Here is a 22,270-nt window from a genome sequence, read left to right as displayed (position 1 = left end):
GTAACGCTGCTCTACGGAATATCACTCATACGCGATGACGTTCTCAATCATCCTGAGATAAAGCCAAAGCTGACTGACAGAATAATCACCCTCATACACCACTTCTTCTACATCGCATCTGCGCTTGTTATAGCGGCGTCAGGATTCGCATTCTTCATCTGGTCATCGACATTTCTGTAAGTCGATGCAACACAACAACCGGAGCCAACAATGGCAGAGCTAAATATCATGACCGACGAACAGAAATTCAAGTTAGAAATTTACCGACTGCTATCTAAGAACAATTCAGCGGCAGAGGAAGCTTTTGCATTCATTGGCGCTGATCAGTTGAAACTGGAATTGTTCAAGTTGCACTACAACGATGGCGGTGCAAATCCAGACTTCACGTCCCGAACCATTGAGGCTGTGCGCAAATCGAAAGAAGCGCTGGATCTGTTCACTACCGGAGCATAACCATGGCAAAGACGAAGTGGCCTAAACTTCCCCGGTTCTTCGTGCCATTGTTCCATAGCGCCAACGTATATCTATGTCGGTCAAAAGAAGAGTGGGATCAGGCTTGCATCCATCTTGGCGTTGATAGCGGTGGCAATGAAATGCTGGCCGGAGCAACGCAGTCCTATTGCAATACAGAAACTGGCGAGAATCTTTACTTGCTTGGTGTATTCAATGGTGATGCAGCCACACTGGTTCATGAGTGCGCTCACGTTGCATTCTATGTATGCCGTGATGTTGGCGTAACAACCTACCCAGGCGACGCAAACGAAACTTACTGCTACATGCTTGACCGCATGTTTAGCCACTTCCTGCCATCCATTCAGGAGCAACAAGATGCCGCTAAAGAAGGGTAAATCCAAAAAGGTTATCGGTGAGAACATCGCAACCGAAATCAAGTCAGGAAAGAAACCTGACCAGGCTATCGCCATTGCTATGAGCAAGGCAGGCAAGAAAAAGAAAGGAAAGTGATTATGCAGAAACCGGACTGGGAAAGGATTGAGGTTGATTACCGGGCCGGTGTTCTTTCTGTAAGGGAAATTGCATCTAGCCAGGGAATATCTCATACCGCCATAAACAAGCGGGCAAAGGCCGAAGGATGGGAGCGCGATCTAAACGCAAAGATTAATGCCAAAGCTGATGCATTGGTTTCCAAGCGAGAGGTTTCCACGAAGGTTTCCACCGGAAACTCAATTTCAGAAAAGCAGATTGTCGAAGCTAATGCGGAGGTTATCGCTAATGTTCGCATGGAGCATCGAGGAGACATAAGAAAGGCCAGGTCGCTGACAAATGCGTTGCTGAATGAGCTTGATGCTGAATGCTCTGATGTTCCGGCTCTTGAGCAGCTTGGTGAGTTGCTGAGGCGAGAAGATGATAAGGGAATGGATAAGCTAAATGACCTCTACCACAAGATCATTAGTTTGCCTGGCAGGGTAAAAGCTATGAAGGATTTAGCTGATAGCCTGAAAAACCTTATCGCACTTGAACGACAAGCCTACGGTCTGGATAACCCAGATGCAGGTAAAAACACCCCACTCAAAGATAAAACCGACGACGAGCTAACGCGGCGCATTCAGGAGCTAATGAATGGAAAATCTGACGCGGGAGCAAAAGCTTGAGTTGGTTCAGCTTCTAGAAGAGCAAAAACGACGCCAGCACGTTTATAGATATCGCGATTACTATTCAACTCGTTATGACTGGCAAAAGAAATTTATTTCCCACACCGCAAATTTTTCACAGGTTGCGCTGATTGCCGCTAACCGAGTTGGTAAAACTGACACTGCAACATTCATTGATGCCATTCATGCTATTGGAGATTACCCAGATGACTGGGCAGGTCATAGATTTACGCACGCTCCGCTGATCTGGTGCCTTGGTTATTCTGGTGAAAAATGTCGTGACTTACTTCAAACACCTCTCATTGGGCGTAAGACCGATAAGGGATGGGAAGGTGGATTAATACCAGGTGAGCTTATCACTGGCACTGAAATCATGCAGGGAACTGCTAATGCCATGCGCTCTGTGTATGTGAAGCATAAATCAGGTGGCGTCTCCAAGATTCAGTTTTGGTCTTATTCGCAAGGGCAGCATGCCTTGATGGGTGATGCCGTCGACTGGTTCCACATCGACGAAGAGCCAAAAGATCCAACTATTTATCCCCAGGTGCTGACGCGAACCGCAACCGGTGACGCCGGTAATGGTGGGCGCGGCATCCTGACATTTACACCAGAGAACGGGCGTACAGAGCTGGTTATCCAGTTCATGGATTCGCCATCATCTGCCCAGCACTGCATGAACGTTGGCTGGGATGACGCGCCGCACCTGAGTGACCGCGTCAAAGAGGAATTGCTCGCGTCATTCCCGCCGCACCAGAGAGATATGCGCACCAAGGGCATACCAATGCTGGGGCATGGCAGGATTTATGATGCCAGCGAAGACCTGATCACCTGCGACCCGTTCCCAATCCCCGACCACTGGTTTGTTATCGACGGCATGGACTTCGGCTGGGATCACCCTCAGGCGCACGTCCAGTTAGCATGGGATAGAGACGAAGATAAGTTCTACCTGACTCGCGCATACAAGGCAAAACAGACATCGCCTGCTGAGGCGTGGTTTGCTACCAAGATGTGGGCCAATGGCATACCTACAGCGTGGCCGCACGATGGTCTGCAAACAGAGAAAGGTTCCGGACTACAGCAGAAATCGTATTACGAAGAGGCTGGCTTCGACATGCTTCCTGACCGCGCTACGTGGGAAGACGGCAGTAACTCAGTAGAAGCTGGCTTGTTCGAGCTGTACGACCTAATGCGCTCCGGACGACTGAAAGTATTTCGTGGGCTGCGTGACTGGTTCGAGGAATACAACTTTTACCACCGTGATGAGAAAGGACGCATCGTGAAGATCCGCGATGACCTCATGGACGCCACGCGCTACGCATACATGATGCGACGGTTCTCCATCCGTTACGGTGATGTAGGCAGGCCAAAAGAGAATGATTACTCAAATATTAATATTCCTTGTGGAGTTGGATGATGGCAGACGATAAAAAGATGGATGACTGGCATCGTAAGGCGCTATGCAACTTCGATAACGCCTACACCGCAACACAAGATATGCGCGAGCAGATCATCGAGGCTCAACGATTCGTCAGGGTTTCCGGGGCTCAATGGGAAGGAAGCACAAACGCAGGCTACTCGTTCGATGAAGGGCGCTTTGAGCATTACCCTCGATTCGAACTAAACAAGATTGCCCGTGAATGTGATCGCATCATTGGCGAATATCGCCAGAACCGCATCAGCGTCCGATTCCGGCCTAAAGATAGCCAGGCATCCGAGGCTCTGGCAGAGAAGATGAACGGCAAGTTCCGCGCCGACTATCAGGAAACGTCAGGCGGCGAGGCTTGCGATAACGCATTCGATGATGCGGTAACCGGCGGCTTCGGGTGCTGGCGCATGTGCGCTGACTACGAAGATGAGATGGATCCGAGCAACGAACAGCGACGCATTAGCCTTCTGCCAGTCTATGACCCGGCTACATGCGTTTTCTTCGACCAGGACAGCAAGCAATACGACCGCAGCGATGCAACGTGGGCAATGGAGATGTTTTCCATGACGCCTAAAGCGTTCGAAGCTGAATATCCTGATTCAATTGCTGCCAGCCTGAGTAAAGATGATTCAGGCACACAATACGACTGGTCTACACCTGGCGCTATTTACGTAGGTCGTTACTACGAAGTGCGTACAGAGAAAGTGAAGATTAGCGCCTGGCGAAACCCGATCACCAACGCAACTGCCATTTATGACGAAGACCAGATAAAGGATATTGAGGACGAGCTAAAAGAAGGTTCGTTCGAAATGATTGGCGAGCGTGAGGTTAAGAAACGCCGCGTGTACTGCGGTTTGCTATCTGGCGCTGAATGGCTGGAAGAACCCAAGCGTATACCTGGTGAACACATCCCACTTATCCCTGTGTATGGACGTCGGGCCTTCGTTGATAACCAGGAACGTATCGAAGGGCATGCTGCCAAAGCTATGGATGCTCAGCGACTGGAAAACCTTATGGTTTCCATGATTGCTGATAACGCCACGCAGGCGGGTGGAGATGGCATCCCTATTGTCGATGTCGATTTTATCCCTGGACAGTTAGCTGACCACTGGGCGCAGAGAAACAAAAAGCGCCCAGCATTTCTTCCGATGGTAAGCCAGAAGGATAAGCAAGGCGCAGTAGTCGCTCAGGCGCAAGTAAGTGGATACACGCCACCAACTCAAATGCCACCGGCGCTGGCCGGACTCCTGCAATACACCGGCACAGCTATCCAGCAGATCACCGGCGCATCCCAGCTTGAGAATATGCCAAGCAATGTAGCCACAGAAACAGTTGATAGCATCTTTAACCGGATGGATACGCAGTCCTATATATACATGGACAACATGGCGAAATCCATGCGTCGGGCTGGCGTAGTGTGGCTTTCCATGGCGCGTGAGGTGTACGGCAGCGATACACCGATGCGTATCGTTAACGAAGATGGTACCGATGATGTTGCGCTGATGAATGGAGCGGTTATCGACCGTCAAACTGGTGAGGAGGTGGCGCTCAATGACCTGTCGCAAGGAAACTATGAGGTTACGGTTGATGTAGGGCAATCATTTGCAACTCGACGTGATGCAACGGTTAAATCGCTTCTCAGCATGTTGGCATTGATTCCACCTGGCACTCCCAAGCACGACCTCGTTTCGTCGATGATTCTCGACAACATGGACGGAGAGGGCATCGACGACCTGAAAGAGTACAACCGCAATCAGTTGCTTCTTTCTGGCGTTATCAAGCCACGCACACCAGAAGAGAAGCAGATGGTTGCTCAGGCTAAGGCACAGCAGCAGAACCAACCTTCTCCTGACATGGTCAATGCGTTGGCAAATCAGGGATTAGCAGTCGCTGAGAACAAAAAGGCCGACAATCAGAGTATGTCATTGCAGATAGAAGCAGCAAAAGTGATAACTCAAGACAAACTCGCTGACGCGAAAATTGCTGAGATATTCAACAGCATGAATCTGGATCAGAGAAAAGAGTTTAGAGAGCTGATGGCGCAGCAAGGTGATAACGCTCGCGCAGATGCGGAATTGATACTTAAAAGCCAGGCGCAAGGACACACTCAGCGCATGGATCTAACAAGCCTCATGCAATCAGTTATTCAGAAGCAACAACCACAGCAGTAATCAAACCTATCTCGCCATGGCCGTCATTATGAGGCCGGGCATCCTATTGCCTCCGATGGGCATAACATCGAGTAAACAGGGGTATTTATGTACGGAACGGCAGAAGAAAACACACCTGAAGTTGAAGTCGACAACGACACGCCTGAGCAAATTCCAGATGATGTCGAAACTGAAAACGACACTGACAACGTCGAAGCTGATGACCATGAGAATGGTGAAGTTGAGACTGAAGAGGGTGACGATTCAGAGCAAGAATTCTATTTCGGTGATGAAAGGCTGGACTCGCCGACCAGCGAAGACGCGAAAGACCCGGCACTGGTTAAGCATCTGCGCAGTACGATTAAAGAGAAGGATCGTGAGCTTAAAGAGCTTCGCCGCCTCTCTACTCAACCCGCACAGCAACAGCCAATTATCTCTCAGCCACCCGTCATGCCAAAGCTTACAGACCCTGGCATTGACTACGACGAGGACCTGCTTCAGGAAAAGCTTGAGCAATGGGCTAAAGAGAATGACCAGTACAAAGAGCAGCAGCGTGTCATTAAACAGCAACAGGAACAATTCAATGAGCAGCATCGGCAAAAAGTAGCCAATTACCAGCAGCGAGCAAAGGCGCTGAAGGTAAAAGGTTTCGCTGAAGCTGAGCAAATTGTTATTGATGAAGTTCCTAAAGTTATTCAGGACGCAATTCTTCACGAGTCTGAAAAGCCAGAAATGGTTGTGCTTGCTCTTGGTCGTAATGCCGAACTTCGCAAACAACTGGCAGAGGCTACCAACCCCGTAGCTCTTGGTCGACTTCTCGAGCGTATCGAGTCAAAAGCCAAAACGATGCCTAAAGCAAAAACAAATGCCGCAACAACGCCAGAAGTAAAAGGCAGCAACGGCGCGGTGATCAACAACCTCGACAAACTGAAAGCCAAGGCACTGGAAACCGGTGACTGGACGCCGTATTTCGCCGCCAAAAAGGCAAAAAAATAACCTATCGGAGCATTAAGCATGGCTAACCAATTAGCAAAAGACCTAGAGATTATGTTTGAGCAGTACGTGGAAGGTTTCGAAGCCTCCTGTGTAGTGTCTCGCAACGCCAAGAAATTCCGCCCTGGCGATACTGAAATGCAACGTGCAGGAGATGTTCTTTACCGTCCGCAGCATTACCACATGAACGTTGAAGAAGGTCTCGACCTGACCGGTAAAACACCAACTGCATTAGTTCAGCGCCTGGTTCCTTCTGTGTTCAAAGAGCCTAAAAACATTCTGTACACTCTGGATGCTCGTGAAATGCGTGATCCGGAGCACAAGACAGAAGCAGGGCGTGCGGCTGGTCAGCGACTGGCGGCGCAGATTGATTCTGATCTGATCGCAATGGTCACTCAGCGTGCAACAAACGTTGTCGCGATGGCAAACTCAACTACCGGTACTCAGGGGCGTGATCTGTGGAATAGCGCGGCTGGCATTGATGCAATTATGACTGCTATCGGCGTTCCGCAGGGTATTAACCGCCGCTCATTCTGGAACCCCTTCAACTACAAAGATCTGGCAGGTGAGTTAGGCCATCGCGCATACACTCAAGGCGTATCTCTGACGGCATACGAAAAAGCCCAGATTCCTCCAGTTGCATCATTCGACAGCTACAAGACTGACATCTCTGGTCGTGTACCTAATGGAACTGCAACAGCACTTACTCTGGCTGCCGCTCCTGCTCATAAGGTTCAGGCAAAAGATGCCAACGACATGCCGGTTGATAACCGTCAGGGAACTATCCAACTCTCTGCTGCCGGTCTTCAGGTTGGCGATGCGTTCACTATCGCTGGCGTTCACTCCGTACACCAGATCACCAAAGACACCACTGATCAACTTCAGGTCTTCCGTGTACTGGCGGTAAGCGGGACTACTGCGACAATCTCTCCGCAGATTTTGCCGCCGGATAACGCTGACGTACCAAGCCGTCCATACGCGAACGTTGACGCAAATGCCGCTAATGGTGCAGCACTGACATTGCTCAACCAGAACGCTGCACCGGCTAACCTGTTCTGGGCTGATGGTTCTGTCGAATTGATGTATGGCAAGCTGGCATTCCCTACTGGTCAGGGCCCGCAGGTAATGACTGCAACCACCGAGCAGGGCGCTACGCTGATCATGTCCTACGCATTCGACCACATCAAAGGTTCAACCACCTGTCGTTTCACGACTTTGTACGGTTGCTCTGTACTGGTTCCGGAGTACACCGGTATCGTTATCGCCGGTCAGTAACCAGCAACCTGAATTAATCAGGGGCTTCGGCCCCTTTTTTAATGGTGATTTATGTTCCTAAAAATAAAACAAAAAGGCTGCGTTTCTGCTGAGTATTGGCCCATTGCATCGGTAGTTACAATCCAAACGATCAAAGACGTTGAATTTGAAACAAGCGATATTGTTGCGAAAGTCAGATTTAAAGATCAGGAGGTAACTATTAATAAGTATCAAGATGCGTGGCTTGTTAACGACGATGGTTACGTTCTTGAGGTTATCAATCGTGATTATATGTGGGGTGAATAATGCCTAACACAATGCTTTATAAGCCAGGTTCTATGATCACCTGCGGGCCGCACTCACTTGATTACATCATCGTTGCAGATGAAGAGATAGAAGAAAAATTATCTCTTGGATGGGTGAAGACACCGGCTGAAACTGAATTGCCAGAGCCAGAGCCAGAGCCAGAGCCAGAGCCAGAGCCAGAGCCAGAGCCAGAGCCAGAAGTAAAAGAACGCAAGAAGCCGGGGCCAAAACCAAAGGCGGAACAAAATGGCGAAGACAAAGGGTGATTTAGTCCTCAAAGCGCTGAGAAAGGCCGGTCTTTATTCTAACTCCACATTGACAGATGCGGACCCGCAAGCAGTAGAAGATGCGATAAACGATCTGGAAGATATGATGGCAGCATGGCAGGTAAAAGGTATTGAGCTTGGGTACCTGTTCGCCGATTCTGCAAACGATGTGATGCCACTGCCTGATGACGATTCAGGTATTCCAGCATGGGCATATGACGGAGTGTCATTAAAACTCGCTGTTCAAGTCTGCATGGATAACGTCATTCAGCCATCCGATACACTTCTCTCAGCAGCAGACAGCGCATATCAGACAATTTGCATTGCATTAACCACCATTCCTCCGCTTGAGCGTCGAAATGATATGCCTCGCGGATCCGGTAATAAATCAGCATTCACATGGAATCGCTTTTACATCGAACAAGACGATCCGAGTACATGAGGTGAGTAAATGCCGATTCAGCAATTACCTTTAATGAAAGGAGTCGGCAAGGACTTCCGCAACGCCGACTACATCGACTTCCTTCCGGTTAACCTATTGGCGACACCGAAAGAGGTGCTAAACGCATCGGGGTATCTGCGCTCCTTCCCCGGCATAACGAAGCTATCAGACGTTGCTGGTACATCTCGCGGCGCTGAGTACAACACCTCTCAGAATGCCGTATATCGCGTTATGGGTGGAAAGCTTTATCAATCTGATTCAGTAGTTGGAAGCGTACTAGGATTAACCAGAGTTTCTCTTGCTCATGGCAGGACTTCGCAGGCTGTCTGTAGCGGTGGGCAGATAGTCGAATATCGTTACGATGGAACAACTAAGACGATAGCCAACTGGCCAGTTGATACTGGATATACTCAATACGACCTTGGTTCTGCTCGAGATATAACACGGTTGCGTGGTAGATATGCCTGGGCGAAAAATAACTCTGACTCATGGTTTATCACCGACATTGAAGATGAGTCTCATCCAGACCGGTACAGTGCTGAGTATCGCGCAGAATCGCAGCCGGATGGAATCGTCGGCATAGGCACATGGCGAGATTTTATCGTCTGCTTTGGTTCATCAACCATTGAGTATTTCACGCTGACAGGCACATCGACAGTCGGCGCGGCGCTCTATGTTGCTAACCCGGCATACATGGTGCCAAAAGGTATCGCAGGCACATTTTGCAAATGCGTGTTTATGGACGCTTACGCCATCGTCAGCAACCCAGCTACCGGTGCGCCGTCCGTGTATATCATCGACTCTGGCCGCGCCACTCCGATCGCCACAGCAAGCATCGAAAAGATTATTCGCGAGTACACCGCTGACGAGCTGTCGACAGCAGTAATGGAATCTCTGCGCTTCGATTCTCATGAGCTGTTGATGATTCACCTTCCGAGCCACGTGCTGGTATATGACGGCACGGCGTCACAGAACGGTCCGCAGTGGTGCATCCTGAAAACCGGACTATATGACGACGTCTACCGCGCTATCGACTTCATGTACGAAGGAAACACGATCACTTGCGGCGACAAGCTGGAAGCGGTGAAAGGCGCTCTTCAGTTCGACATATCTTCACAGTACGAAAAGCAGCAGGAGCACCTGTTATTCACGCCGATTTTCAAAGCTGATAACGCTAGGGTGTTCGACTTCGAAGTTGAATCCTCAACCGGCGTTGCCCAATATGCTGACCGGTTATTCCTTTCTGCCACCACTGACGGCATCAACTATGGCCGCGAGCAGATGATTGAGCAGAATGCGCCATTCGTTTACGACAAGCGCGTCATCTGGAAGCGTGTCGGACGAATACGTAAAAACATAGGCTTCAAAATCAGGGTTATCACCAAGTCACCTGTCACATTATCAGGCGCACAGATAAGGATTGAGTGATGGCCGATCCGTCCCTAAATAATCCGGTAATGATTAGGGCAATTAGCCTAAGCGCAAAATCACTACCAGCTGGTTACAGCCCTGCATATGAACAATATATTCTGTCTCAGGCTGCTGATTTCACCAGCGTTGCAGGAAAGGCTAACGATGCCGGAAAAGGCGCATACGACGCACAGGTTAAGAACGATGAGCAGGATGTCACACTTGATGATCATGAAGGAAGAATCACAGCAAATACAAATGCGATTCAATTACTTGATGTTCGACTGACGTCTGCAGAAGGGAAGATTAATGTTCTGCGTAATGATGTCGATTTCCTGATTGATGAAGTTGCAGACATTGAGACTACCATTGCCAACCATGAGACGCGAATCACTGCAAATGAGACGGAATTAGCTGATCACGAAACACGTATTGATGCTCTGGAATATGCCACAACACGCAAGAAATCGGAGGTTATTTACACTGGAATATCCCAGGTTATTCCGACCACTGCGACAAACTTGATCACGATGCTTAAGGCGCTAACCCCTACATCAGGAACGCTTGCTCCATTCTTCAATACTACGTCTGACAAGATGATCGTATACAACGAGAACAAGACGTTAAATTTTAAGCTCTCTCTCGTTGGGACATTCCCTGGTGGAACAACAAACCGATCAATGCAGTTAACCTTCTCTGGCTCGGTTCCTGATACGTTGGTAGATAGCCGAAATGCAGCAACAGCGACCAGCAATATCCTTCTTTCTACATTCTTCAGCGTTGATAAAAACGGCTTCCTTGCAACAAATGGCAGTACGTTAACAATCCAGGCCAATGGCGCGGCATTCACCGCAACGACCATCAAGATTATCGCGGAGCAATGATGATTACATTCAAGCCAACGCGAGACGCCGATTTGGTTGAAGCTGTCGGCAATCATCCAAAAATCATCGCCGGCAGTAATAATGGGGACGGTTACGACTATAAGCCTGACACGAAATACTTCGAAGTCCACGTGCATGGTGAGTTCGGAGGTATCGTTTATTACCACGAAACGCAGCCATTAACATTCGACTGTCACGCGATGTATCTCCCATGCGCCAGAGGATTCAGCAAAGACATTGGCCTGGCATTCTGGCGACACATCATTGCTACGACCAACTTCGCCTGCGTGATTTCCTATGCGGCGCGTAAGTTCCGTCACGGCCAGATTTACTGCGCGATGATCGGCATGACTCGCGTAGGAACCATCAAAAAGTATTTCAAGGGCGTAGACGACGTCACTTTCTATTCAGCAACCCGCGAAGAACTAATCGACTTCCTCTCCCGTCATTCCAGATAGGTAACAACATGCTAATTTTTCAGATTGCGAGTAAACATCTCGAGAATCGCCTGTACCTGAAAGGTGGGAAAGGCGGCTCGTCTGATGGTGGAGCAAAGGCTGCTGCGGAAGCGCAAAAATATGCCGCTGACCTGCAAAACCAGCAGTTCAACACCATCATGAACAACCTTGCACCGTTCACTCCGCTGGCTCAACAGTACATCGGACAGCTTCAGGGTTTATCAAGCCTGGAGGGGCAGAACAGTGCATTGAACAGTTACTACAACTCTGACCAATACAAAGGGATGGCTGATCAGGCGAGATATCAGTCACTAAACGCTGCTGAGGCTACCGGCGGATTAGGGTCCACGGCTACCAGCAATCAACTTGCATCTATTGCCCCAACACTCGGTCAAAACTGGCTATCTGGTCAGATGAATAACTACAACAATCTCGCAAACATCGGCCTTGGTGCGCTTCAGGGGCAGGCTAATGCCGGGCAGAACTATGCCAACAACATGGGGCAGATTTCACAGAATAGCGCAGCCCTTGCAGCAGCAAACGCTAATCGACCATCTGCATTGCAGCAAGGTATATCTGGTGCTCTTGGTGGTGGTGCTCTCGGCTATGGGATTGCTGGGGCATTAGGTACATCAACACCGTGGGGCGCTGGCATTGGTGCCGGTATTGGTCTGCTTGGGAGTCTTTTCTAATGGCAACATGGCAAGAAGGAAATGGCGGTAGATTTCTGGCTGGTATTGGAAGTCAGAATGATAACGCTCCAAGGTCAGGCGATAACTCACTGGCGCTTGGCTTGATCCGTGAGAACAATGACTTTGCTCGCGCCGGTGGTAATAACATTGGCTTGCAGGCGTTGCAAGGTCTAAGCGGTATTGCTGGCATGTATCAGCAGGAACAACAGCAGAATGCCATTAATGCTTTCAATGATGCGCATGCTCAAGCATGGAAAAGTGGCGACACATCCATCCTTCGTGATTTTGCAGCTGCAAACCCAGCATTTGTATCTCAAGCTCAGCAGGCTGTGTCAGGTCTTGATGACCAGCAGAAAGCTGAAATGGGTAAGCTTGCAACAGGTGTAAATACCGCCTTATCACAGGGGCCTGAAGCCTTCAGTAAGTTTGTAACTGACAATAGCGACAGCCTGAAACGTATTGGAGCTGATCCAAACTGGATGATCCAAGCGGGGGTACAAAATCCAGAGCAGTTATCCCACTTTGCTACAACTTTAGCGCTGGGCTCTGTTGGTCCAGAGAAAGCATTTGATGTGACTGATAAGATGGCTGGTCGTGATATTGACCGCGGTCGATTGGCTGAGACAGTTCGAAGTAATAAAGCAGGTGAGGGACTTCAGGCCCGCGGCCAGAACATTACAATGCGCGGTAAAGATATTTCGTCAGCCACTGCCCGCCGCGGTCAGGATATGGCAAACCAACGAGCTGGCGCTGCAGGTGGTCAAGGTGATCGAGTAGTCCAGTTAGCTGATGGTCGAACTGTTAACGTTGGTGGGAAACTTCATGGCGCTGGGGCAAACGCTTTTTACGAAGGCATAGACAATGCTGGGAATATGGTTCGCGTTCCTGCTAGCTCCATTGCTGCTCCAGCTACATCGGCAGCCAGCGCACAGAACTACGCAATGAAGAAAGACTTGGATGCAATTCTAAATTCTTCATCAGATAAATTAGGATTCATGACCGGCTTAACTGGCGGCAACGGCTCTCCTTCATGGGATGCAGAGGCTCGAAGTCGTCTAAGTGGTGGTGAACAGCGTCAGTTATTCAATGCCACTAAGCGTATCCAAGGCAAGATGCAGAACCAGGGAATTGCAGCAGCTCGCGATATGGGGGCATCTGGCATCAACACCGTTGCAGAAGCAAAGATGTATTTTCAGGGCATGCCACAGGTTGATTACTCTAGCCCTGAAGCAATGCAGCAATCAATGCGAGACATCCAGCAATATACCGACAATTACAACCAGCAGTATCAGGTTGATGTTGGTAATGGTGGAAATCGTCAGCAGTCAGCACAGACAGCAGCGCAACCGAAAACTTCTGGCTACCAGTCTCTATGGGGTGATTAATGGCTAAGGCATGGAAAGACGTTATTGCCTCTCAACAGTACCAGGCATTAGCACCAGAGCAGAAAGCACAGGCGCAGGAGCAATACTTCAATGAAGTAGTTGCTCCGCAAGCCGGAAACGATGCAGAACAGGCTAAACAGGCTTTCTATACTGCTTATCCACCTCCAATGACTCAACAACCGGCACAACAACCACAAGAGCAAGCGCAGCCACAGCAGCAAGAGCCATCATTAATGCAGCGAGCCGGTGATTTCCTTACTGGCGGTCAAAGTGCCGGGCAGATAGTTGAACAGGCAGGCAGAGGATTAGTCAATATTCCGTTTGACGCTTTACAGGGTGGGGCGAGTTTAATAAATGCCATCAGCCAAGGACTTGGTGGCCCAAAGGTTCTCGATGATGTCTATCGACCTGTAGATAGACCAACTGATCCATATGCACAAGCAGGTGAGTCAGTTGGTAACTATCTAACCCCTGGTATCGGAGTTGCAGGAAATATGATTGCAGGATCCATCGCTGATGCAACTAATCAGGATGGTGATTTTGCAACTAATGTGGCTAAGAATGCGGCGATAAACCTTGGCGCTCAAGGAGCACTTTCGTCAATTGCAAAAGGTGTTGGAAGGGGTATCACCGCAGCAAAAGGAAGAATTGCGCCAGAAGCAGCCAAGACCATAGCGAATGCTGAATCTGTCGGTGTTACACCAATTACATCTGACATGATTAAGCCTGGTAATGCATTTACCAGAGGTCTTGTGCAAGGTGGAGAAGGTGCGTTGCTTGGTACTGGCGCTCAAAGAGAAGCTCAGCAGGCAGCAAGGAGCAATGCGGTTTCAAACTATCTTGATAAATTCGGCGAGTACAATCCGGACGACGTAGTTAAATCTCTTACTGGTACTTTAAAGGGCCGTAGGGATATGGCTGGCAGTATGCTGAATGACATTACCAAAAAGATGGGGACTGCGCCGGTTGAAACATCCAATGCTGTAACAGCCATTGACGATAGCTTAGCTAAGTTAAATAGGCTGGGTACTTCAGCTGACAAAAACTTAGTTTCTACGCTGGAGAATCTCAAATCAGAGCTATCAAACCCTAATATTGATTTCGACTTACTGAAGCAACACAGGACGGCTTTCCGGTCAAATGTTCAGGGTGATGCAATGGTCTTCCCTGACCAGGCTAAAGCGATTACAAACCGCATAGAGAACGCCATGACTAGAGATCTTCGTGGAGCAGTAGGTAAAAATCTTGGGCCTCAAGAAGCCGCTAAATACATTAGAGCGAACTCTGATTACTCTAATATTTACAACAAGGTTCTTAACAAAAAGATTGCCAATAATCTAAACAAAGCAACCAGTGAAGCGACTCCTGAACTAATCAATAGTGTGGTTTATAGCCGTAATGCATCCGATATCAAGCGCATTTGGCCTGCATTAGATGATAAAGGTAAGGATGCCATGAGGGCGGCGTATATCAGCCGAATCTCTGAGAAAACTGGAGGATCACCAGCAAAGTTCATCACAGAGGTAAACAAGCTTAAGCGTCAGGCTGGAGGTGAAATTTATAACACCATATTCAGCGGAAAGCATATGAAAGAGCTTGATGCACTCCATGATGTGCTCAGGGAAACGTCTAGAGCAGATTCAGCAAATATTGTTACGCAGACAGGTCAGGCGCTAGCAAACCCTTTAAGGCTTGGTTCCGGGGTTGCATCTGGCGGGGTGTCGTTAGCATCTGAGGCTGGATATGGTCTTGCAATGAGGGTTTATGAGTCTAAGCCGGTAAGGAATGCATTGCTTAGGCTAGCCAATACTAAACCTGGGACACCTGCATATGAGCGAGCATTAAATAATGCAGCAAACTTAGCTAGGCCAATCATAGCTTCTCAAGCAACTCGAGAGTAATGATTAGCTGATTCGTTTTCAGATTTTAATTTTGCAATTTCTAGCTTCAGATAGAAAACCTCATCCTGAAGTTTTGATATGGCTTCTTCGCTTTCATTGCTATTTTTTCTTAACCCATCAATTAGTGATCCAATTGTTGCCATGGCTATTATTGAAGCAACTGCGAAAACTATAAATCCGAAGTACACAAGACTAATCATCTAGCTCTCCTTGATTAAATTTAACTAACATAATTATAGCATTGCTGCGCAAGTTTTAGCTTGTGCGGCTTTGCTGCGCCCGGAGCACATAAATGTCAGATATCACAGCCAACATTGTTGTGTCAGCACCTTCTCAGTTGTTCACGATGCCAAGGTCATTTAAGGCTGTGGCTAACGGTAAAATCTACATCGGACAGATTGACACTGACCCGGTAAACCCAGCTAACCAAATTCCTGTTTATCTTGAAAACGAAGATGGTAGCCATGTTCAGGTTGCCCAACCAATCGTAATTAATGCTGGAGGCTATCCGGTATATAACGGGCAAATTGCTAAATTTGTAACTGTACAGGGCCACTCTATGGCTGTGTACGATGCATATGGCACACAGCAGTTCTACTATCCAAACATATTGAAGTATGACCCTGACCAGCTAAGACAGGAGCTGGCAACTGGCAATGGTTCATTAGTGAATACGCGCTACGGTACGCTGGCCGAGTATGTTGAGAAAACGCCAAGCCTTCTGGCAACAAAATATATGGACGAAACTGAGATGGCTGCGCTTGCGTCCGGTGATTTGTCCGTGAACCATCAGCCGAAAGTACAACAGGTTATGGATGAGGCGCATGGGCTGAAGTGCTCGGTTTACTTTCCCACTGGAACATACTGCTTTGATACTGCTGTAAACGTCTGGTCTTATGTTCGTTCTGTTTGGGGAGATGGTTCCGCAACAATTACTCGGCGATATCGTTCATATTTTATCCCTGGAACAACAGATATTGACCCAAATAGAGATACTAGAAAACTTTTTAGACTTTTAAATGGAGCACTTGGATACATATCAGTACATGGAATAGTATTCGATGGAAATGCCAGAAATATTGATGTTTCCGCTTCAGGAACAAGTGAGATCACTGGCGTACCAGACCAGACTTACTACCAAGACATGGAACCAGGAGGAGCATCTCCTTATATACATGGGCCTGATGGTAACATCCCTGTCCCTGGGGAAAACTATTACAACCACGCAAAAAAACTGTCTGGAACAGATGTGTACGATTGTGTGTTTCGTGATGCTCCTGGAGGATGTATTGTTGGTAACTTCAGAAATCTTAGGGCCTCCTCAAACTCATTTTTGGGTTGGTATGATCACGCAATTTACGCAGCAGGAAGCGCTTTTGCTGATCAGGGTAATGGAATTCTGGTTGGTGATATTACGGTCACTGGGAATACCTTCAGGAACAGAATAAACACTCGTGGTAATGGTGCTGTTAAAGGAAGGTTTGGTTTTGACCGTTATACAGTTACTGGCAATACATTTGATGTTGTTGATTATTGTATGGCGTTTGATACTGGACACGGGATGGTAGGAAGTGTTTATGCTATGCAACCTTGGGGGCAGATCACTGTAACTGGAAATGCATGCACCTGTGATAGTTATTGGATGATGATTGGAACCAATAGAGGTACCAAGTGGTTCGATAACGGATGGATGTCTGCTATCAACATTTCAAATAACACCGTCCAATCTAAGGATAGGATCCTGTTGCTTGGAGTAAGTGGTAGTAATGATTATTTGATGGATGCATATCAAGTAAATATATCCAATAACACTTTTTCTGCACCTAGCTTCTTATCGCTTTATACTCATTTAACTAACTGCGATTGGCGCATAGAAAGTAATAACATAACAATTACTAACACAGGAATGATTATAGGTGTAGACCAGGCTGAGGTTTCAAACTCAGTTCTGAGGCTTACAAATAATATAATGGGACGTGTATTAACGACATCTACTGGTAATCTTCATCTCAGTAATTTCGAGCGCGTCATCATGAAAGGTAATGAGATTCGAAATCTGTCTATGAGTTTTGGTAGCTACGTTACCGACCTAGCTATTGAAGATAATGAATTCAGGTTCTCTACTTCACTTCCTTCAAAACCGTTCGGTTTTATGTACTCATCTTCTGGAAATGGTTTCAACAGAGTTAAATTATGTAACAATAAAATTGTTGGTAGCCCAATAAGATTCGCTGTGAAGTGTTCATCTGATTGCGTTCTTGATATGAGTGATAATAGTATTTATGGAATAACTGATTATTTCCTTGAGTTAAATGCTACCGGATACACACCTAAAACCATGATTGTCAAAAATAATCTTGTTGTTGGAGGCGCACTGATAGCCGATCTACCTGCTGGAGTATCTCTTGGTAGCACTTCGAGTTACATGGAGCTGATGAACAATACCCTAAGGTCAACATCCCCAGGAACTCAGCAATCATGCACAATCCTTAGAGACGGCGGCGCTCAGTCATGGTTGGCGCACTACCAAACTATAAGGTGTGTAAAAAACACATTCAGAGATGTTACTAATGTGCTAAAAATAGATGGCACTGCATCATCAGGAGTATCGACAACAAATAAATTTTGGTTCGGTGAAAACCAAACATACAATTCCACATTGACGTGTAACTATCCTTCAGCAAACAAAGCCAATACTGATGTAACTCAGACACTAAATATATAGTAAAAGGCGGCTAAGCCGCCTTTGCTTTTATTTTACTTTAAATCGTTTTTCTACTTTATTATATAGAATAGCAGAAAATATAATTGCAATGGATATTGCACCAAATTGCATTAAGATAAAATATCTTGTTGAGGTTTGTTCTAGGTTGATGAACTTGCTATAAGAATTAAAAGTAATATTTAGTGACAACTGATGTACTAAATATAAGCTGTAGCTTATTATTCCTATGTTGGCTATGCTTTTATTGGAAAATATTGATGGACGAGATGCAATGAATGCCATGAAAAATATAGATGTTGCACAGAACATCTCGAAAGCATATACCTTGAAATCTCCAAAAATAGCATATAAGAAAAGCAATGGCATTGAGATCCATAAAGCATATTTCAAATAATTAGTGAAAGATTGCTTTATGTATGAAGCAATAAACCCAGTAAGGAAGTATGTCCACATGATCTGTTCGCTCTGATATCCGAGATAGATGATTATCAGAGATAAAGGGATTAAAGATATCCTCAAAGGTTTAATGGCAAATGCGCAGGCAAGAAATGGCACTGCTGCATAATATTTCCACTCATAAGGTAACGTCCATGTTACAACGTTAAGACTCCAGTCCCAGATTGAGCCAACCCTGATACCACCACCCCAGAAACCAAAGCCATAGACACTACGAATTACTGTCATTACCTCATCAATAGTTTTTATTTGCCCATATCTCTGGAACATGAAAATTGCAAAAACTATTGTTGAAACGACAAGGTATGCAGGAAGTAATCTATAAATTCTTTTCTGGAAGAAGGTAATATCGAAAATACCTTTTTTAATAGCTGATGAAAATAAAAATCCTGTTAAGCAAAAGAATATTGAAACGCCAAACGCACCCATTTTTTCAAATGCGTAAGCTGGCTGAATATTCATGTATGGTGATTTTAAACCTATAGCAGCAATCACTGTGTAAGAATGGTTTACAAAAACAAGAAGACACGCGATCCCCCTCAACCCTTCTAGACTCAAGTCGTTATGGCTACCAATTGGAGATATATCAACTATTTTGTTGATTAAAAAGCAAACGAATAGTGAAAATAAAATAAAAAGTGAAGCATAAGTCACATTATGAATGCTTAGATATGGGAGTAAAGAAGCAACATTTTCCATTAAAACGCGCCCTGCGAATAACATTCGAGTTGTTAATGAGTTTTAAGATGGCAATATTCTACCATCATACATCTGGATGATCGACCAGGCTTGATGGAGAATGCCGTGCGGATGTGTTTTACACGATAGTGAGACAAAAGCGGGACACACAAAGCTTTGCATCGGTTTGCAAGGCTTTGCATGTTTTTCGAAGATGGGGCGTGTGATGGGGCATGGGTGGGGCAAAAAATTAGCGCAAAACAACTCAAAACCCGTGAAGGTGGTGATTCGTCTTGCGCTAACGCTCTGCTTTATGACTGCTTTCTGTTCACTTCGACGCACAATGATTTAATAGTGCCGCCTATCCTGAACAAACCTTCATGGGCGGACTGAGCCGCCCAACGATTAGCAGGCGTTAAGGTTTAAGACTTTTTCGCCTGATACATCTCATCGGAGTGGTTGTCATCTTCCACCCAGAAGTTAATGTTGAATTGCGCGTCGTCGCTTAATTCAACACGATGCCAGTACTGCGGTGGACTGGTCGCGAACTGACCTGCATTAATTACTACCTTCACTTCGGGCTCTTTTGCGTCTTCATTGGCAAAACCATAATACGTTACCGTACCTTCCATGACGCAGAGCTGTCCAAACACGCCTGCTGCGGTGTTATGGTGAGAAAGAAGTGCTGCCGGGACGTTGTCTTTGGTGAAGAAGGGAGTAGAGCGTTTCACTTTCCAGTTTGCCGGGATGCGTAAATGGGACATAAGACATCTCCTTTGTGTGGCATCTATAAGATGTATTAAATATACATCTTATAGATGCCAGCAGGCAATGAATTTAAGGCAAAAAAAACGCTCCCGAAGGAGCGTCTCTGTTAGCGACCGAAAAGGTCTCGTTTTTTCGGTTTAAACGGTTGTGCAATCACTACCAGCACGGCGACCACCAGGTAGGCGGCGAAGATCCCCAACAGCCACTGCGGCATTTCCAGGGTTAAAAAAGACCACTGACGCTCAGCACAGTCACCGGACGCTACAAATACCTGCGGCAGCCATTTGTCCAGAGGCAGCCAGCTTGGGAAGCGGGCGGCAAAATCACAGGTCATAAACGGTGATGGGTTCAACTGAATCATGGTGTGCTCATACGCTAACTGCAGCCCGCGCCAGGCACTGTAAATCCATATAACCATCGCCACATAGCGCAGCGGCGTTTTTGGTGCAATAGCACCCACCAGTCCCGCACCCATCACGCCGAATAATGCGCTACGTTCATAAATACACAACACGCAAGGTTTTAGCAGCATGACATGCTGGAACCACAACGCGACGAGTTCCAGCGCAAAGGCGGTTAACGCCAACAATAACCATGCTCCACGACCACGGGAGCACTGGTTTAAAAATCGCAACATAATAATTTCCCTGCAACATGCGTAGAGACCGCAGTTTAAACCAATTCAATTTATGCGCCACTAGCGGGAATTGAAAATTTGCGTAATCGGATACTTATCATGCAAAAAGTCAAACCGGGCAGTGATTTGCCCGGTTAATTGTTATGAAAGTGTAGCTAACCAGCCCGTTTGGGTCATCCATTCGGTCACCGGTACCAGCGTGAACTCGACGCAAAGCAGACCAACGATCGTCAGAACGAGAGTATACGGCAGAGCCATCCATACCATGCGGCCATAAGAGAGGCGAATCAATGGTGCCAGTGCGGAAGTCAGCAGGAACAGGAATGCCGCCTGGCCGTTTGGCGTGGCCACGGAAGGCAGGTTGGTCCCGGTATTAATCGCTACAGCTAACAGCTCATACTGGTTGAGGCTGATGGTCCCTTGTTCGAGTGCTGCTTTGGCTTCGTTAATGTAAATGGTGCCGACAAAAACGTTATCAGAGATAGAAGACAGCAGGCCGTTAAACAGATAGAACAGCGTCAACTGAGCATGCTCAGAGGACTGCAATACAAAATGAATAATCGGTGAAAAAAGCTGTTGATCGATAATAACCGCAACAATAGAGAAGAATACGGTCAGCAGGGCGGTGAACGGCAGCGACTCGGTAAACGCTTTGCCAATAGCATGTTCGTCGGTAACGCCGGTCAACGACGTTGCCAGAATGATGACGGACAGACCAATTAATCCAACTTCCGCCAGATGCAGGGCCAGAGCAATCACCAGCCAAACGCCGATAATGGCCTGGACAATCAGTTTGATTTTGTCCTGGCGAGTACGCTGTTGACGGCTTTGATCGTCAAATTGTTGCAGGACATCGCGGACGGTCTCCGGCAGCGTTTCGCCATAACCAAACCAGCGTAGTTTCTCGACCAGCATGCAGGTTAGCAGGCCGCAAATCAGGACCGGGACGGTGACCGGCGCCATGCGCAGGAAGAAGTCGCCGAAATGCCAGCCAGCCGCTTTGGCGATAATCAGGTTTTGCGGTTCGCCGACCATCGTCATCACACCGCCTAACGCCGTGCCGACACCCGCATGCATCATCAGGCTACGCAGAAAACCACGGAACTGCTCCAGTACGACCTTATTGTGCTGATCGATATGGCTGTCATCGAGCATGTTATTGTCTTCCGCGCGGGAAGAGGCGACACGATGGTAGATACCATAGAAACCAACCGCTACGCTGATTACCACGGCAACAACGGTCAGCGCATCAAGAAACGCAGAAAGGAAGGCAGCGGCAACGCAAAATGCCAGCGCTAGCAGCATCTTGGAACGAATAGTGAGCAGCAGGCGGGTGAAAATAAACAGCAGTAACTGCTTCATAAAGTAGATGCCAGCCACCATAAACATCAGCAGTAATAACACCTCAAGGTTAGCGGCAACCTCTTCACGCACATGCGTGGCGCTGGTCATGCCAATGATGACTGCTTCGATGGCTAGCAGCCCGCCCGGCAGCAGCGGATAACATTTTAACGCCATCGCCAGCGTAAAAATGAACTCGGCCACCAGTAACCAACCTGCGATAAAGGGATTGATGAAAAAAATAATCGGGTTAAGGACTAAGAAGACGAGCAATGCAAGTTTGTACCAGTCAGGTGATTGACCTAAAAAATTGCGCCACATAGCGCGGCCCCATGATATCTCCATGGTGATTTCCCTACCTTTAAAAATGAAATCATGTTTTTATGTTTGACCGCAAAGCTTAGCGGGAGGAGGGAGTACAGGCAAGCGATTCGCGTGACCAGCAAGGCTGGCTGCGCTTTAGCGTTATCTGGAAAATGAAGCCTTGA

The 22,270-nt window shown here is 47.4% G+C and carries 23 protein-coding genes; 18 read left to right on the top strand and 5 right to left on the bottom strand.

Features of this window, described 5'->3' with window-relative positions; genetic code table 11:
- The first annotated feature begins 210 nt into the window (after window positions 1-210).
- The 17 genes from E1B03_RS15460 to E1B03_RS15385 all read left to right on the top strand — a co-directional run bounded on the left by E1B03_RS15460 (window position 211) and on the right by E1B03_RS15385 (window position 15,177).
- Window positions 211-453 (top strand): DUF2560 family protein, encoded by a 243-nt coding sequence (locus E1B03_RS15460; protein WP_133086528.1) that lies wholly within the window; start codon window positions 211-213, stop codon window positions 451-453.
- A gap of 2 nt (window positions 454-455) precedes the next feature.
- The gene (locus tag E1B03_RS15455) at window positions 456-848 is read left to right on the top strand and encodes a hypothetical protein (protein WP_057101613.1); all 393 of its coding nucleotides are present in this window, start codon (window positions 456-458) and stop codon (window positions 846-848) included.
- A complete protein-coding gene (locus E1B03_RS26585) occupies window positions 829-963 on the top strand; it encodes a hypothetical protein (protein ID WP_281279624.1) in 135 nt (44 codons plus the stop codon). Before E1B03_RS15455 ends, E1B03_RS26585 begins: the two co-directional genes overlap by 20 nt.
- A gap of 2 nt (window positions 964-965) precedes the next feature.
- On the top strand, window positions 966-1,610 hold the full coding sequence (locus E1B03_RS15450) for a hypothetical protein (protein ID WP_057101612.1): 645 nt from the start codon (window positions 966-968) through the stop codon (window positions 1,608-1,610).
- Window positions 1,579-3,024 carry a phage terminase large subunit family protein gene (locus E1B03_RS15445; protein WP_057101611.1) on the top strand — a complete coding sequence of 482 codons (1,446 nt, stop codon included), beginning with the start codon at window positions 1,579-1,581 and terminating at the stop codon, window positions 3,022-3,024. Before E1B03_RS15450 ends, E1B03_RS15445 begins: the two co-directional genes overlap by 32 nt.
- On the top strand, window positions 3,021-5,207 hold the full coding sequence (locus E1B03_RS15440) for a portal protein (protein ID WP_425456581.1): 2,187 nt from the start codon (window positions 3,021-3,023) through the stop codon (window positions 5,205-5,207). Before E1B03_RS15445 ends, E1B03_RS15440 begins: the two co-directional genes overlap by 4 nt.
- Before the next feature lie 87 nt (window positions 5,208-5,294).
- Window positions 5,295-6,182, top strand: a complete 888-nt coding sequence (locus E1B03_RS15435; protein WP_057101609.1) for a hypothetical protein — start codon at window positions 5,295-5,297, stop codon at window positions 6,180-6,182.
- Window positions 6,183-6,200: 18 nt separating this feature from the next.
- Complete coding sequence (locus tag E1B03_RS15430) at window positions 6,201-7,454, top strand: P22 phage major capsid protein family protein (protein WP_133086527.1); 1,254 nt, start codon at window positions 6,201-6,203, stop codon at window positions 7,452-7,454.
- 51 nt (window positions 7,455-7,505) lie between these two features.
- Window positions 7,506-7,739, top strand: coding sequence for a hypothetical protein (locus E1B03_RS15425; RefSeq protein ID WP_133086526.1), 234 nt, complete (start codon window positions 7,506-7,508; stop codon window positions 7,737-7,739).
- Window positions 7,739-8,005 carry a hypothetical protein gene (locus E1B03_RS15420; protein WP_085049468.1) on the top strand — a complete coding sequence of 89 codons (267 nt, stop codon included), beginning with the start codon at window positions 7,739-7,741 and terminating at the stop codon, window positions 8,003-8,005. The genes E1B03_RS15425 and E1B03_RS15420 overlap by 1 nt, the downstream gene beginning before the upstream one ends.
- The gene (locus tag E1B03_RS15415; RefSeq protein ID WP_085049467.1) at window positions 7,986-8,447 is read left to right on the top strand and encodes a packaged DNA stabilization gp4 family protein; all 462 of its coding nucleotides are present in this window, start codon (window positions 7,986-7,988) and stop codon (window positions 8,445-8,447) included. The genes E1B03_RS15420 and E1B03_RS15415 overlap by 20 nt, the downstream gene beginning before the upstream one ends.
- Window positions 8,448-8,456: 9 nt before the next feature.
- Window positions 8,457-9,875: a packaged DNA stabilization protein gene (locus E1B03_RS15410; protein WP_133086525.1), complete on the top strand. Its 1,419-nt coding sequence runs from the start codon at window positions 8,457-8,459 to the stop codon at window positions 9,873-9,875.
- Window positions 9,875-10,741 (top strand): tail needle knob protein, encoded by an 867-nt coding sequence (locus E1B03_RS15405; protein ID WP_133086524.1) that lies wholly within the window; start codon window positions 9,875-9,877, stop codon window positions 10,739-10,741. Before E1B03_RS15410 ends, E1B03_RS15405 begins: the two co-directional genes overlap by 1 nt.
- The gene (locus tag E1B03_RS15400; RefSeq protein WP_133086523.1) at window positions 10,741-11,199 is read left to right on the top strand and encodes a DUF2824 family protein; all 459 of its coding nucleotides are present in this window, start codon (window positions 10,741-10,743) and stop codon (window positions 11,197-11,199) included. Before E1B03_RS15405 ends, E1B03_RS15400 begins: the two co-directional genes overlap by 1 nt.
- Before the next feature lie 8 nt (window positions 11,200-11,207).
- Window positions 11,208-11,891, top strand: a complete 684-nt coding sequence (locus E1B03_RS15395; RefSeq protein ID WP_133086522.1) for a DNA transfer protein — start codon at window positions 11,208-11,210, stop codon at window positions 11,889-11,891.
- Window positions 11,891-13,276 (top strand): phage DNA ejection protein, encoded by a 1,386-nt coding sequence (locus E1B03_RS15390; RefSeq protein ID WP_133086521.1) that lies wholly within the window; start codon window positions 11,891-11,893, stop codon window positions 13,274-13,276. Before E1B03_RS15395 ends, E1B03_RS15390 begins: the two co-directional genes overlap by 1 nt.
- A complete protein-coding gene (locus E1B03_RS15385; protein WP_133086520.1) occupies window positions 13,276-15,177 on the top strand; it encodes a DNA transfer protein in 1,902 nt (633 codons plus the stop codon). Before E1B03_RS15390 ends, E1B03_RS15385 begins: the two co-directional genes overlap by 1 nt.
- Here the strand turns inward: E1B03_RS15385 and E1B03_RS15380 are convergent.
- Complete coding sequence (locus E1B03_RS15380) at window positions 15,159-15,377, bottom strand: hypothetical protein (RefSeq protein WP_133086519.1); 219 nt, start codon at window positions 15,375-15,377, stop codon at window positions 15,159-15,161. The genes E1B03_RS15385 and E1B03_RS15380 overlap by 19 nt on opposite strands.
- Before the next feature lie 92 nt (window positions 15,378-15,469).
- On the opposite strand from E1B03_RS15380, the gene E1B03_RS15375 reads away from it, so the two are divergent.
- The gene (locus E1B03_RS15375) at window positions 15,470-17,902 is read left to right on the top strand and encodes a phage head-binding domain-containing protein (RefSeq protein WP_133086518.1); all 2,433 of its coding nucleotides are present in this window, start codon (window positions 15,470-15,472) and stop codon (window positions 17,900-17,902) included.
- Window positions 17,903-17,929: 27 nt separating this feature from the next.
- Here E1B03_RS15375 and E1B03_RS15370 read toward each other — a convergent pair whose 3' ends face one another.
- The 4 genes from E1B03_RS15370 to nhaB all read right to left on the bottom strand — a co-directional run bounded on the left by E1B03_RS15370 (window position 17,930) and on the right by nhaB (window position 22,127).
- Window positions 17,930-19,057: an acyltransferase family protein gene (locus tag E1B03_RS15370; RefSeq protein ID WP_165955324.1), complete on the bottom strand. Its 1,128-nt coding sequence runs from the start codon at window positions 19,055-19,057 to the stop codon at window positions 17,930-17,932.
- Between the two features lie 401 nt (window positions 19,058-19,458).
- A complete protein-coding gene (locus E1B03_RS15365) occupies window positions 19,459-19,800 on the bottom strand; it encodes a TehB family protein (protein WP_016153372.1) in 342 nt (113 codons plus the stop codon).
- A gap of 110 nt (window positions 19,801-19,910) precedes the next feature.
- Window positions 19,911-20,441, bottom strand: coding sequence for a disulfide bond formation protein DsbB (gene dsbB, locus E1B03_RS15360; protein WP_103771142.1), 531 nt, complete (start codon window positions 20,439-20,441; stop codon window positions 19,911-19,913).
- Window positions 20,442-20,582: 141 nt separating this feature from the next.
- Window positions 20,583-22,127, bottom strand: coding sequence for a Na(+)/H(+) antiporter NhaB (gene nhaB, locus E1B03_RS15355; RefSeq protein WP_133086516.1), 1,545 nt, complete (start codon window positions 22,125-22,127; stop codon window positions 20,583-20,585).
- Between the last annotated feature and the right edge of the window lie 143 nt (window positions 22,128-22,270).

It is taken from the genome of Citrobacter arsenatis (assembly GCF_004353845.1).
Lineage (GTDB): Bacteria > Pseudomonadota > Gammaproteobacteria > Enterobacterales > Enterobacteriaceae > Citrobacter > Citrobacter arsenatis.
This window is presented reverse-complemented; position numbering and strand designations above follow the sequence as displayed.

Excerpts from the sequence above, each read along its gene's own strand:
- nhaB (WP_133086516.1), bottom strand. The coding sequence starts at position 22,127 with ATGGAGATATCATGGGGCCGCGCTATGTGGCGCAATTTTTTAGGTCAA.
- E1B03_RS15380 (WP_133086519.1), bottom strand. The coding sequence starts at position 15,377 with ATGATTAGTCTTGTGTACTTCGGATTTATAGTTTTCGCAGTTGCTTCA.
- E1B03_RS15450 (WP_057101612.1), top strand. The coding sequence starts at position 966 with ATGCAGAAACCGGACTGGGAAAGGATTGAGGTTGATTACCGGGCCGGT.
- E1B03_RS15410 (WP_133086525.1), top strand. The coding sequence starts at position 8,457 with ATGCCGATTCAGCAATTACCTTTAATGAAAGGAGTCGGCAAGGACTTC.
- E1B03_RS15385 (WP_133086520.1), top strand. The coding sequence starts at position 13,276 with ATGGCTAAGGCATGGAAAGACGTTATTGCCTCTCAACAGTACCAGGCA.
- E1B03_RS15440 (WP_425456581.1), top strand. The coding sequence starts at position 3,021 with ATGATGGCAGACGATAAAAAGATGGATGACTGGCATCGTAAGGCGCTA.
- E1B03_RS15420 (WP_085049468.1), top strand. The coding sequence starts at position 7,739 with ATGCCTAACACAATGCTTTATAAGCCAGGTTCTATGATCACCTGCGGG.
- E1B03_RS15445 (WP_057101611.1), top strand. The coding sequence starts at position 1,579 with ATGGAAAATCTGACGCGGGAGCAAAAGCTTGAGTTGGTTCAGCTTCTA.
- E1B03_RS26585 (WP_281279624.1), top strand. The coding sequence starts at position 829 with ATGCCGCTAAAGAAGGGTAAATCCAAAAAGGTTATCGGTGAGAACATC.
- E1B03_RS15415 (WP_085049467.1), top strand. The coding sequence starts at position 7,986 with ATGGCGAAGACAAAGGGTGATTTAGTCCTCAAAGCGCTGAGAAAGGCC.
- E1B03_RS15400 (WP_133086523.1), top strand. The coding sequence starts at position 10,741 with ATGATTACATTCAAGCCAACGCGAGACGCCGATTTGGTTGAAGCTGTC.
- E1B03_RS15370 (WP_165955324.1), bottom strand. The coding sequence starts at position 19,057 with ATGGAAAATGTTGCTTCTTTACTCCCATATCTAAGCATTCATAATGTG.
- E1B03_RS15425 (WP_133086526.1), top strand. The coding sequence starts at position 7,506 with ATGTTCCTAAAAATAAAACAAAAAGGCTGCGTTTCTGCTGAGTATTGG.
- dsbB (WP_103771142.1), bottom strand. The coding sequence starts at position 20,441 with ATGTTGCGATTTTTAAACCAGTGCTCCCGTGGTCGTGGAGCATGGTTA.
- E1B03_RS15395 (WP_133086522.1), top strand. The coding sequence starts at position 11,208 with ATGCTAATTTTTCAGATTGCGAGTAAACATCTCGAGAATCGCCTGTAC.
- E1B03_RS15375 (WP_133086518.1), top strand. The coding sequence starts at position 15,470 with ATGTCAGATATCACAGCCAACATTGTTGTGTCAGCACCTTCTCAGTTG.
- E1B03_RS15460 (WP_133086528.1), top strand. The coding sequence starts at position 211 with ATGGCAGAGCTAAATATCATGACCGACGAACAGAAATTCAAGTTAGAA.
- E1B03_RS15365 (WP_016153372.1), bottom strand. The coding sequence starts at position 19,800 with ATGTCCCATTTACGCATCCCGGCAAACTGGAAAGTGAAACGCTCTACT.
- E1B03_RS15390 (WP_133086521.1), top strand. The coding sequence starts at position 11,891 with ATGGCAACATGGCAAGAAGGAAATGGCGGTAGATTTCTGGCTGGTATT.
- E1B03_RS15405 (WP_133086524.1), top strand. The coding sequence starts at position 9,875 with ATGGCCGATCCGTCCCTAAATAATCCGGTAATGATTAGGGCAATTAGC.
- E1B03_RS15455 (WP_057101613.1), top strand. The coding sequence starts at position 456 with ATGGCAAAGACGAAGTGGCCTAAACTTCCCCGGTTCTTCGTGCCATTG.
- E1B03_RS15435 (WP_057101609.1), top strand. The coding sequence starts at position 5,295 with ATGTACGGAACGGCAGAAGAAAACACACCTGAAGTTGAAGTCGACAAC.
- E1B03_RS15430 (WP_133086527.1), top strand. The coding sequence starts at position 6,201 with ATGGCTAACCAATTAGCAAAAGACCTAGAGATTATGTTTGAGCAGTAC.